Here is a 13,032-nt window from a genome sequence, read left to right as displayed (position 1 = left end):
TTTTAAGGTAGGGATAACTTATTTCCGTATAATCTATTTCTATTCGACATATTAATAGGGGGAACTAATAATGTTTTTAGCAATAAAAGAAATGAAACATTCAAAAACACGTTTTGCAATGATTGGCGCTATTATCATGCTAATCGCATGGCTTGTTTTTATTTTGTCGGGCCTAGGTAATGGGTTATCAACATTAGCAGCGGCAACGATGAAAAATATTGATGGGGATCTTTTCATTTATGAAGAGGGTTCTGAAGGAACGATGATGAAAACGAAAGTGTCTGGAGCAATTGCAGATGATATCGAAGGTAAATACGGTGTCAAAGAAGCAGCGAAATTTGGACAATCTACAATTATCATACACAACCCTAAGATTACAGACTCTAAAGTAAATGAAGACGTAGCCTTTTTAGGGATTGAACCAGGGAAATTCATCGAGCCAAAAGTAATTGAAGGTAAACAGCTTTCAAAAGACAATTTATTCGGTGTCGTTATCGACGAATCTTTAGCAGATAAAGGCTATTCAATTGGTGATAAATTCGAAGTAACATCTTCTGACATTACGTTAGAGGTTGTTGGTATTACAAAAGGTGAAACTTTTAACCATTTACCAACAGTCTTTGCAAACGTTGAAACTTGGCAAAGCTATGCATTCGCAGCACCTGGCTCGGACAATGGCTTAGAAAGCCCAGTAGCTATGATTGCGCTACAAGGCGAAAATGTAGATGCAGATGCGATTGCAAGCAACTATGATGCAATTGAAACGGTAACAAAATCAGATGCTATTATGGGTATGCCTGGTTATAAAGAAGAAAGCGCAACAATTTATATGATGTTAGCGTTCCTGTTCGCTATCTCAGCAGTTATTATCGCTGTATTCTTCTATGTATTCATTTTACAAAAAACTCAACAATTCGGTGTTATGAAAGCAATTGGTGCTTCAGACCGTTTTATCAAAAATTCAATTATCTCACAAGTATTTGTTTTATCATTAGGAAGCATTATCGCTGGTATCGGATTAACATATTTAACGGCTTTAGTCTTCCCTGAAGGAATGCCATTTAACTTAGACTTTAAAATGGTACTGATTTATGCCGTTGTCTTACTAATTGTTTCTGTTTTAGGTTCCGTGATTTCAGCTCGTCAAGTAACGAAAATCGATCCATTAACAGCGATTGGGAGAGTGGAATAAATGACTGGTTTAGTATTAAAAAATGTTACAAAATCATTTAAAGAAGGCGACTCAACAGTTGATGCATTAAAAAATGTTTCACTATCTGTAAATCCTGGTGAATTCATCGCTATTATTGGTCCATCCGGTTCAGGTAAAAGTACATTGTTATCGATCGCTGGTGCGCTTCTGCAACCTTCTAAAGGTGAAGTATTAGTAAATAATACAAATATTGGGCAAATGAAAGAAAAAGAACTTTCTTCATTCCGTTTAACAGACATCGGCTTCATCTTACAAACGTCAAACTTAATTCCGTATTTAAATGTATTGGATCAATTGCTGCTTGTATGTAAGATGAAAGGCAAAGTAACTACTAAAGAAGTGAAATTTGCGAAAGCGTTACTAAAAGACTTAGGTTTAGGGCAAAAATTATCGAAATTCCCGAATGAATTATCAGGGGGAGAACGTCAACGTGTTGCGATCGCTCGTGCATTTGTTAACAACTCAAACGTTATTTTGGCAGACGAACCGACAGCAAGTTTAGATTCTAACCGTGCATTTGAAGTAGTGAAACAAATTCGATATGAAGTAAAAGAACGTAATAAAGCAGCTGTTATGGTAACCCATGATGAGCGTATGCTAGAGTTTTGTGATAAAGTTTATCGCATGGAAGACGGCGTATTAACGCTAGAAGGTTAATAAAGTATATGAAATGGCTTAGGAAAATCAAACTTGATTTTCCTAAGCTTTTTTAGAAGTATTCCATCGTACTTGAGATAGTGCAGGGTCGTTTAAATAAAAAAATCTATATTACTAAAAAGAGTGTTAATCTAAACGATTATCACTCTTTTTGTATGCAATCGACAAGATTAAAGTGTGGTTTTGAGATGTATTTCGACGAGAAAGTGTATCGTGTTGTTCTACGGGATTAAGCTTTTAGCACTACTAGCCTCAGAAAAATATTGTTCTGTTTCTGATAAAAACAATAAGAAACTGATTTTTATAAAACACACAGTTACTGGCAATTATAAGAGAATATTAGTGTATAATAATAATGGATAGATAGTCTAATATATCTACTATTAGTGAGGGATGAAATGAACAATCAGTTACAAGAACAGCAAATGATGCAACCGTATGTTATTGAAATTTTTGAATCATTTGTTGCTTCCTATTATACAGCGTTATACGAGCAACTAATTAATGAAATGAAAAATCCGCAGTTTTCTACTGAACTAATGGAACTCCAACTTCAATGGAAGCAAACACTGCAGCCTATTTTAACAGCTCAGTTTGAGGTGGATGTTACAAAAGTAGCAACAATTGAAAATATACAATATATGAAAACTGCCTACATAGAAATTGCCCAGTCATGTGCATCCTTTCAATTTACTGTCGCTGAACTTTTACACAAGCATTTTCCCGAAAAGTATCCAGATTATTTTTTAACTGCTCACCGTCGGATAGAGGAAAAAATTGCTACGCAAGTTCAGGAAATAGAGCAAGTCTATAAAGAAGAAATTGATCGAATTTTACAACAACGTGAAGCTTTACTAGAAGAAATAGAGAACTGTCAGTTGGCTTTTGCTTTAGCAAATGAAACAGTACAATCACTGAAACAACAGACAGAAGCGCAACAAAATGAACTAAAACACCTAACAGATGAAAAAGCAACAAAACAAAGTAAGTTTGAACAACTCCTAAAAGAACATGATTTGTTGCAGCAACAAGTGCAAGCATTACAAGAAGAGCTTGTTGATAACCAGCAACATTTAATGCAAACCCAATCAATTAGTCAGTCGCTTGAGCAAAATGTAGAGCAGCTACAAAGTATGGTGCAACAACAAAAGCAGGAAATGAGTCAGTTGCAGGTGCAAAATGCGACGCTAGCAGATGCAAAGGAGCAAGCTGAGCATGAATTACAGCAACAAACAACTCTTAATGAGCGTTTAACGGAGCAGATGGTAAGCGCGGAACATAGTCGGGCAGATGTGAGGAATATTTTATCATCAGTGGGTGACAAGCTGCTTCAGACAACAAAGCAAAATATGAAAATGTTTGGTCATAAAGCAGAGTCCGAAACATTGGATTTACAATCAGCAGAAACGTTACAAGAAGTGGTAGCTCAGCTTGAACATAAGAGAGAAGCATTGGAAGTACAAATTATGGAGCTTCAATCGAAGAACAATACGTTGCAGGAGCAATTGGAAGGTCAGCATTTTGATGATTATGCAACTACACAAGCGCTTCAGCAAAAGGTTGAGATACTTGAGAGAAAACTTTCCGAATCGGGTTCAAGTGGCGACGTACAACAAGCATTCGAGCGTTTAAAAGATAAATATGATACCGATACAGCTAAGCTAAAAGCACATATAAATGAGCTAATGGTCAAGCGCATGCAACCAACAGCACAACCACAAGTAACAGCAAACGAGGGACGCGACGTGGAAATCGTAGCATTAGAAAAAAAGTTAGCAGACACAGAACATAAATTAGAGTACTTCCGTAAAAATAATGAAAAGGTAGTACAACAATATTTAGAGCTCTTAAATAATCAATAAAGTAGGGATCATATGTACCGAGTAAAAGGCAATGGGAATCTGCATACTGTTACACTTTATGCAGAAGTCATCGCGTCTGAATTAAATATAGGAGGACGCGTAACATTTGTAGATAGAAAAGACACGATAGTTGCTATGCAAGGTATGAAGGCAATTGGTAATGTATTAAATCGTCAAGAAATAAATGTCGTAAATCATTTATTACAATTAGGTGTAGATTATTATGCATGGATAGAGGATGTAAACGGGCAAAACATCGCTGTTACGATTGCCCGTCCTACGCAAAAAATAATCGACCGTGAAACAATTGCCATTAATTTATCGAAAATAGAAAAGCCGATTCAAAAGGAAAACTATTTACATGGGGACAATCTGTTTGCAGAGGGTGGGATGTACGCCTATGTTGCGCAACATCCGAAGACACGTCAATTTTACTTATTTAGCGCAAAAGAAAATGGACGGGCAAATACCCTTATTTTAAATTGGGAGGAAGATCAGCTATTCGCCCTTAAAGAAGAAAAGCTCGCCTACAAAGAAGCAGAAAAAATAGAGCTGCTTTTACATGCCAAATTTTTTATAACGAAAATCCAGTTTTTTGATTCAACACAAGCCTATCAAGAAGGAAACGTTACAGTTGAAAAGCCGTTTCCACTCTACTTTGAAAGTGAGAAAAGTTATTTAAATGATTGGAATACATATATAGCATTTGAACAAAAAAAAATGAATGACATAGTAGCGAGTTGTAAGCCACTACGTTATGTATCTTACAAAATTTCATATGGTAAAGTCATTTTTGAACTTGCTAATGGGCAGGCAATCGAGCAGTGGCAAGAACATGTCGGGCAAGTGACGGTTCAAACGGAAGTATGTAATAGTCCTTATAGAATTGGGTTATTACGACTGATCAATGGGCGCTATGCAGAAATAGATTTTTCATTTGATGATTTGTATGATGAGAAGCCCTTTGATAAATCAGGTGTACTTAAAATAAGTAATCAACTAGAAGAAGTAGCGCAACGCCGCCGTAAAAAAGCGCTTGAAAAAACATTAGCGCGTACGGCCGTATTACCAAATTTAGCGGATTATTTAAGTAATCCGACAAGCGTTTCAAACATTGAGGCGATGAAATATTCATTCCCACTCCATAGTGTGAGTACACTCGTGAATGGTAAAATACCGGATATTCCGCAAGAGAATGCGATAAAAGCAGCACTCAATACCAATGATTTAGTGCTTATTCAAGGACCACCTGGCACAGGAAAAACATCCGTTATTCAAACCATTATGAAGTGTTTAATTGAGCTAAATCAGCATGAAATTTTAATAACATCGTATCAACATTTAGCGGTAGATAACGCAATGCAAGGCTTAACAGAACATGGAATGTTATCACATCGTTATGGAGGTGAAACGTATCAGCAACAATTACTTGCAACATACCAAGAAATCGCGAAGAAAATGGCAACACCGATTTTAAATGTCACTAGTTATGAAGATAACGAACAAACCTATATCGAGCAGCTGTTGATGGACCTACAGCAGTTTGAGGCACAACCATTACATGAACAGATTGTGCAACAAATTACGGAGTATGTAGAGTGCTTGAAGGCAGACGCAGCTATTCCAACAGATGTATTTTTAATTTTATTAGATTTAACAATGGCGCTACCTCTTACAGTAAACGAGCCACAAGCTTCACCATTTTTTGAAATGTACTTAGCATTACCTAAAAACGGCGAAGTAAAAAAAGCTGTTGATGTAGAATCATGGCAATCCTTTTATCGAGAAGCAGAAACCGCGTTTAGTGAGCAAGCGAAAATGAAGATTGAGCCTCTTTTAGAACAACTAAAAAATGTGCGCCGCAAAATGGTACTCCTAAAAAATAATGAAGCTTTAGCTGAGCAACTTGACCAAACCATTACAGCGCTGTGCAAATTATGTATGGAACAAATAAAAACACCCGTATTAGTAACGGATGACCGTATTGTCCGAGAAGCGCTGCGTCGAAGTATTGTTGAATTACAAGCGTTAAAGCAACAGTCCAAGCAAATTACTTTAAGCGATGAGCAAGCAATTTTAAAGCAATATGCAACGGAAATTTTAGCAAATCCGCTTCAGCTTGCAGAAGTTATCGGCCGTTATGCACAAGTAAAAGGAGCAACATGTCAGCAATCCGTAGCAAAACGCCATGGTATGTATGATGCTATTTTTGATGCAGTCATTGTTGATGAAGCAGCACGAGCGAATCCGCTTGATTTATTAATTCCGATGACACTTGGTAAGAAAGTTATTTTAGTAGGGGATCATAAGCAGTTACCTCATATTTTAGAGCCGGATTTTGAGCAACAATTAGAAATGGATGGCGAGCAATTTGAGGCAATTTATAGTCAAAGTTTGTTTGAGCGCTTGTATAAAGGATTACCGGCATCGAAAAAGGTGATGCTGAGAAAGCAATTTCGTATGCATCCGCAGATTGGTCGATTAGTGAGCCGTTTATTTTATCCAGAAGGTTTACAGCATGGCCTACCTGAAGATGCTTTACCAAATACAAGCGGCATTTATGACGGTTACCATTTGGCTTGGATAAATGTGCCTTATGAAGCAGGTGGCGAATCAGGTCGTTATGTGAACGAAGCTGAGGCACATACCGTCATTAAGCTAGTAAAGCAGCTCGTGAAAGATGCAAAAAATATTGGCAATATTAGTATCATCACGTTTTATGCGGAGCAGCTGAACTACTTGAAAAGGCAACTGCAAAATCAAGGCTTAGAAAAACAAGTAGCTGTTGGGACAGTTGATGCATTTCAAGGGAAGGAAAGTGACATTGTTATTTTATCCACGGTCCGCAGTAACAATTTTAAACAAGAAAGTCGGGCTTTAGGCTTTTTACGTTCACCTAACCGATTAAATGTGGCCATTTCACGTGCAAGATCCTTATTAATTGTTGTAGGCGATGTGAGAACTCTACGCAAATCGAAAATGTTTAATGATGTATATGAATACATAGAGGAGTGTGGTTATCTTGACGAACATCGTAGAATTGAACTTCTCTAGTAAAAAAAATAGGATGGCGAAAACTGATAGTTTATATGTGTATTATCCAGTCACAGTTGTTCCGGTGAAGTATTGGAGCGTAGAAAAGCAGCAGTTGTCGATTATTAGTGAAACCATACTGAAGCTGTGCAAAATGAAACAATATCGTATTGACGAGCTGATGAATAAAATGCAACTGCCACCTGCCTGGAAAAGTATTCTGGCAGCAGAAATGGATGATTTATTACTAAAAAATTTAATCGTGAAGCATCAGGATTACTTTGAAGCTAAGAACAAGGATATTGACAGCACGAGTTATGAATATAAAGAAGGGGTCATGTTTTTCGATGAAGTACGTGGCCAATTTTTTGAATACGTACATGAGAACGAATTGCTGTTTTCTTATGAGCAAACACTGGATTTATGTATTGATAGCAATACAGAGTGTACAAAAGCTTACTACGAAGATGTCAAATGTGATGAACAAATGAAGCGTGCAGTTTATAACTATAATGAAAATAAAAAGAAGTTTTTTGAAGATGGCGTGGTGATTGAAGAAGTACCGATAGAAAACGCCATCACCAAAGAAATACGTGTTGAAAAGAAAAGTTTTGCCTTTGCGAAAAGAGCGTATTTACCGATTTGTTTAAAAGTAGAGCAGCTCTATTATAGTGAACAAGGTACATACACGCCAGTGATCGCGAAATCACCATTTACAAATGAAAAATCTTCGCTACTTTATTCGATTATTGAAAACCAAGACCAAGGCAAGCTTGCAATCGAATGGCTCCTTGAAACAAGTAAGGCAAGTTTAGAGCAAGAAATGATGATGTCTATGGGACAAGTTTCGGTTTTAGACCGAGTGGAAGCAGGCTTACAAGGCACATCGGTCTCACAAGCAGTCCTTGAATACTTACAGCTTGGTGAAAAAGTGCTTATTGAATTTGAACGTGGTGAACGTCACAACCCCGCATTACGAGCTGCGTATATTAATAATTACAACTTAGCTATTGAAGCAGTAATGCAGGAGCTGATACAGCCAAAGCGCACATTACAAGCACCGCTACAATGGAAGCAAGCTTATGAGAAAAAAACATTAGATAGAGTAATCGAAACAATCGTTTATAGTATGAGTCATATATTACCGGCAGCCATCTTACGTAATATGAAAAAAATTGCGCAGCAAATGGTGAAGCTAGAACAAGGACAATCGCTACATGTGTATGGCAACCGAGATTTTATGGCCTTGCTATTATTAGCAGATGAATTAGAACAGAGACAATGGCAAAAGCGCTTGATAGAACAGGCGCATGTGTTACCAATGTACGAAGAGCTTGTTGAGCTTCGCAATAAAACAGGTAGCCATCATGATGAAACACTATTCCAAATGTCACATAGCGCTTATTATGAGTTATTACAAAAAATAAAGCAGCAAGCCTATGAAATCATTCAATTTTTGGAGGGAAAATAGTTGGAAGTTAAGCAGCTAGAGGGCGCACAAGCAGAAAAAATTCAATTTTTGGAAGATGAATTTGCACTCCTCATCGGAAAGTATGAAGTGAAAGAACAGCAATTAGAAACATTGCGCAATTCGAAAATTGAACTAGAAGTAAAGATTGAAAAACTAACGAATCAGTTAGCGGATGTAAAGGAAACGTTAGTGATTGAAAAAGTGAAGCTAAAAGATAGTAACGCCGAGCATACAAAACAAAAGCGGGAGCTCGAAAAGCAACGAGCGGCGGCAGAGCAAAAATTGTTGAAGGAGCAGCAAACCTTTAAACAAAAGCTAAAGGCGTTAGACGAAGAGCGTGAGGAATTATTAGCGGTGCAAGAAGAAATAGAGCTAGAGCGCGCACAATTTCAAAAACTTAAGCAGGATTTTTCATTAGCAGATGCATTAACAATGCAAGCAGAGCTAACACGTGTAAAAAGTTCGTATGAAAGTATTATTGAGTTAACTAGACGCTTGCAGGAAGAAAAGTCGCAACTACAAAATCGTATTGATCATACGGCACAACTAGAATCCGAAAATAAGCTACTGAAAACGGAGCTTCAGCGCCGAGATGAAATGGTGAGAATTTACCGTCAATCCGAAGTAGAATGGGCACGCTTAGAGCAGCTAAAAGAAGATTACGAGGCAATGAGTACTCGAATGTATGCACTTGAGGAGCAAAACAAAACGCTTCAAAGTGAGCTAGGTCGAACGCGTGAGCAAGGGGAGCTTTACCGCGAACAAGCCGAGCGCGTCACAACGGCGGAGCACAAAAGCGCGTTTTATGAAATTCGTTTACGTAGTTTAGAAGCAGAACTTCAACGTTTACAAAAGAAAGAAAAAGATGCCATTGGAGACGAGAGTCGTATGTTTGAAAGCTTTCAGGTGTTGATTGAAAAGAGCTCAAAAACAGTATCTAATTTAACAAAATATCCAGGTGATGGCCAAGTAGTAGAACGTATTTTACAGGCGGCAACACAAGGGAATTATGAATTTTCTTCGGCAATGATTCATGGCTTCTTAGCCGCAATGCGTAGTACCCGCTTTATTATTTTAAAAGGTTTATCCGGGACTGGAAAAACAAGTTTACCGAAAATTGTAGCGCATGCGTTAGGTGGTATTTGCGAAACAATTGCGGTTCAGCCAAATTGGAAAAGCAAAACAGATTTAATCGGGTTTTATAATCATTTCAATGATCGTTTTATGGCTACTCAATTTACAGAGGAGCTATTTAAGGCACAGTTACCTGAAAACCGTGATAAATTCTACTTCATTGTACTTGATGAAATGAACTTAGCGCGTGTGGAATATTATTTCTCTGACTTTAACTCGAAGCTAGAGTTAGAACAATCTAAGCAAGTCGTTGAACTCTTTGACACGATTGGACGTACGTCAGGAGATTTAGCAGATTATATTATTGAGGGCAATAAACTTCGTATTCCGCCAAATGTATTTTTCATTGGGACAATCAACGAAGATGAGTCAACCTATACGTTAAGTGACAAAATTTATGATCGCGCCCAAGTGCTTGATTTCCAAGCTGCGCTTAGCAATAAAGTTGGAGATATGGAACGTATTGCAGCGATGCCTAGTGTGAGTTTTAGCGACTTTAAAGCAGCGATGGCAACGATTCAAAAAGTGGATGTTACTCAACAAAGCCGTCCACTTCATGAAGTACTTCAAATTCTAAGCGAACAGCTATATTTAGAAATTGGGAATCGTCCGCGTCGCCATATGCGTACGTTTATGCAAACCTATGCGGCGAATAATTGGAATATTAAAGAAGCGATTGATTTACAAATTGTTTCAAAAATTGTCCCGAAAATTATGCCAAGTTATGACGAAGAATTCGAAATTGCGATGGATGCTATTATTCGCTTAGCAGAAACACAAAAAGTAGGTGTAGGCGCCATTTCATCTACTATACGTGCAATAGAGAAGGTGAAGCGTAATGCCAAGTAATGTCAGTAATGTAATATTACTAATTAAAGATAGCTGGCTCGATGGTGAATTTGTTATGTATGAAGGGGAAGAATTGCCGCACATTTATCGCACGTTGTTTCAGCTACGATTTTTACCAGGGGTAAAGCCGGAAAAAGTTTATGTAAACGATGACCTGCTCCATACATTTTTACAGCCTAGTACATATTATGACTTTACATTAATGGCAACGAAGCCGCTACTTACGGTAACCGTTTATTATACGATTGAGGAAGAAGCGCATCAAGCGTTATTTCATGTCAGCGTGGACCCAGCATTACTACCAAGTCCCGATTATTTGGAGCAACTACGTGATCAATATTTGCTCTGGCAGCAAAAGGTACAAGAATATGTGGATGTCTTCGGCGAAACAGAAATTGAACTCGCGGAGTTTTATAGTGATGAGGATTGGCAAGTCTCCTTCAAGCAACTACAAGACCGCTTAAAAATAGAAGATCCAGATGCCATTTGGTTTTATGTGTTTCGTAAAGAAATCACCTTACACTTACAGCAAATTTTACGTAAGCCGAAAGTGAAGTTAACGACTGAAGAAATGATTGTCACTGCAGCAGAGCTTGATGTGATTACACCCCGTACGATTCAGCATTTTATGAAGGATACAACAACGTGGGCGAAATCGACCATGGCGCGCCCTGTTCCGCAGCAGTTATTAAAGGAAGTACATGCGGAATCGATTGATATTTATGAAAATCGCTTTGTTTATACATTTGCTTATCATTTAGAGCGTGATATGCGTAAAGTAATAAAAGAGCTGAAAGAAAATTTATTAACCATTCAAAATAAGCTTATTAGTAATGATTTGAAAATTGAGTTAGATATTTTGCGTTCCGATGCAGAGCTAGAAAGCATGCAATTATATGGTTATGAAGAAATCTTCTCACAAGCATTAAGTCAGCTGACAGGTCTATATAATTTAGTCCGTAAAACGATTAAAACATTTCGTGGTTTAAAGTTTATTCAAGGTTATATTGTGCCAAACCAAGTGCTTCTTTACAACAAAGATTACGGCACGCTGTATCGTTTTTACAATCATTATATGCGCGCCATGATGAATAAAACATTTAAACTAAATGATAGCATTGATTACCAAACGTACTATGCAGATGAAGTATTATTTACTATGCTACATCAGTTACAGCAAGAAGGTTTTATGCACAATGGGCCATTGACATTAAAGCTCGGGGAAGATATAGATGCTTATATTTTTTCAAAAGAAGCTGTCACATTTTCTCTGCATCATGTACAGTATGGCGTTAAGCTCACTATAGAAAGAAGTGGACAAAAAATAACCCTTACTGTACAGCACGAGCAGACAAAAAAAGTTGAAGTTAGCCGCTTTTTACCGACACTTTTTCAATTGCATAAATATGTAACAGAGGATCAAATTGAAGCACTCTATACATATACGGAACAATCCGTTTTCATTGAAAAGAAAAATAAGCGAAAAGAACTTGTAACAAACGTTCAAATGCCAACTGTTATGGTCGTTTACCCAGCAAAAACAAAGGATGATTATTTCAAAGCAATGTCTTATGAAAAGCTTCATTTAGTCATGACGCTTGGTACGAATTTTATTTCCGGTGAGAAATTCCAGGCATTTGGTGCGATGAAATACGGGGTGTTTCCATATAGCACAGCGGATTTTAATAAGCAAATGTTTAAGCGTTTCATTCGTCTGCAGCTCTATAAAATAGGCGTCCAATCGTTTTGTTTTATGTGCGGCGCAGTTGGACAAGAAATAAATGAAGGGGAATATATTTGTGGAAATCCACTATGCCGCTGTGAGTGGGGAATACGTACATGTACATGTGGAGCACCACTATTTAAAATGCAAAAGAAAAGTATAAAGGAAGATGTTTATTTAACGGAAGAGCAACAATTAGCAGCACAAGCAAAATCAGATGTGGATTGGTTGTTTGAAAAGGAAAATATCAATGCAACTATGGGGTTAAATAATTTATGTGAAAATGCTCATTTAGGGACAAGTTTTTTTACGGTATGTGCTAACTGTGGCGATTGCCAACAACAATCAAAAGCACATCGTTTATGTAAACGCTGTGATGCGGTGCAGCGTACAACATGCAATTTAGAGGAGTCACTATGAACAACATATTAAAGTGGGTAGGGCTTACGATTATTGCCTTACTTATTATTCGATTTATTTTAAATACAATTTTTTCAATCAGTACATGGGCGTTTCAAACCATATTAACGATTTTTACGAGCTCTGCAATGGGTGTTGTATTATTTTTAACACTTTTAGCAATCGTCGGTTATATTTTGTATGTAAAGCACAAAGCAAATCGAAGCTACAAGGAAGTTTACCGCCAAACAAAGCTTGAAGGAAAGAGCAAACAAGCTTTAACCTCACAACAAGCGTTAAGTGCACCTGCAAAAGATTTAACAGATTTTATGCAGCAATTTTCGATTAAAGAGCTTTCGGCGCTCGTTAATCAGTATTACAAGAATGATAAAATCGGCTTTGGTGAAGTAGGTGCAACAGAATTTATTGGCTCTGTGTTATTAGCTGAATATAAACCACAGCTGCAAGGGGCAATTCAAACAGGTCATCTGCGCGTTTTCAAACAGCAATGGGGACCCTTACAGTTTAGTGATTTTATGGACAACATAGTAGAACAATCGGGAGTTCCTTATGCAAAATGGAGTGAAATGTGTCGTTTGCTTTATACTGTGCATCCTGCTCTGAAAAATCATCCGTGTGCAAAGCCTGCAGCCGTTGTTTTAGCAAGAGAAAAGTAAAGTGAAAATATAGG

Annotated in this window: 8 protein-coding genes; all 8 read left to right on the top strand. The window is 37.5% G+C overall.

The genetic code is table 11. The annotated features are described in order from the left end of the window. The first annotated feature begins 70 nt into the window (after nt 1–70). The 8 genes from MKY13_RS10815 to MKY13_RS10780 all read left to right on the top strand — a co-directional run bounded on the left by MKY13_RS10815 (nt 71) and on the right by MKY13_RS10780 (nt 13,018). On the top strand, nt 71–1,192 hold the full coding sequence (locus tag MKY13_RS10815) for an ABC transporter permease (protein WP_339212606.1): 1,122 nt from the start codon (nt 71–73) through the stop codon (nt 1,190–1,192). Continuing rightward, nucleotides 1,193–1,870 carry an ABC transporter ATP-binding protein gene (locus MKY13_RS10810; protein ID WP_339212602.1) on the top strand — a complete coding sequence of 226 codons (678 nt, stop codon included), beginning with the start codon at nt 1,193–1,195 and terminating at the stop codon, nt 1,868–1,870. Between the two features lie 398 nt (nt 1,871–2,268). Then, nucleotides 2,269–3,732, top strand: a complete 1,464-nt coding sequence (locus tag MKY13_RS10805) for a hypothetical protein (protein WP_339212599.1) — start codon at nt 2,269–2,271, stop codon at nt 3,730–3,732. 12 nt (nt 3,733–3,744) lie between these two features. Beyond that, complete coding sequence (locus MKY13_RS10800; protein ID WP_339212597.1) at nt 3,745–6,786, top strand: AAA domain-containing protein; 3,042 nt, start codon at nt 3,745–3,747, stop codon at nt 6,784–6,786. Further along, nucleotides 6,755–8,236, top strand: a complete 1,482-nt coding sequence (locus MKY13_RS10795) for a hypothetical protein (protein ID WP_339212594.1) — start codon at nt 6,755–6,757, stop codon at nt 8,234–8,236. Before MKY13_RS10800 ends, MKY13_RS10795 begins: the two co-directional genes overlap by 32 nt. After that, a complete protein-coding gene (locus tag MKY13_RS10790) occupies nt 8,237–10,219 on the top strand; it encodes a hypothetical protein (RefSeq protein WP_339212591.1) in 1,983 nt (660 codons plus the stop codon). Beyond that, complete coding sequence (locus MKY13_RS10785) at nt 10,209–12,362, top strand: DUF2357 domain-containing protein (RefSeq protein ID WP_339212589.1); 2,154 nt, start codon at nt 10,209–10,211, stop codon at nt 12,360–12,362. Before MKY13_RS10790 ends, MKY13_RS10785 begins: the two co-directional genes overlap by 11 nt. Then, on the top strand, nt 12,359–13,018 hold the full coding sequence (locus MKY13_RS10780) for a hypothetical protein (RefSeq protein WP_339212586.1): 660 nt from the start codon (nt 12,359–12,361) through the stop codon (nt 13,016–13,018). Before MKY13_RS10785 ends, MKY13_RS10780 begins: the two co-directional genes overlap by 4 nt. Nucleotides 13,019–13,032: the final 14 nt, after the last annotated feature.

This window comes from Solibacillus sp. FSL W8-0372 (genome assembly GCF_037969735.1).
Taxonomy (GTDB): domain Bacteria; phylum Bacillota; class Bacilli; order Bacillales_A; family Planococcaceae; genus Solibacillus; species Solibacillus faecavium.
Note: the sequence above shows the minus strand (reverse complement) of the source record. Positions and strands in the feature narration are given on the sequence as shown.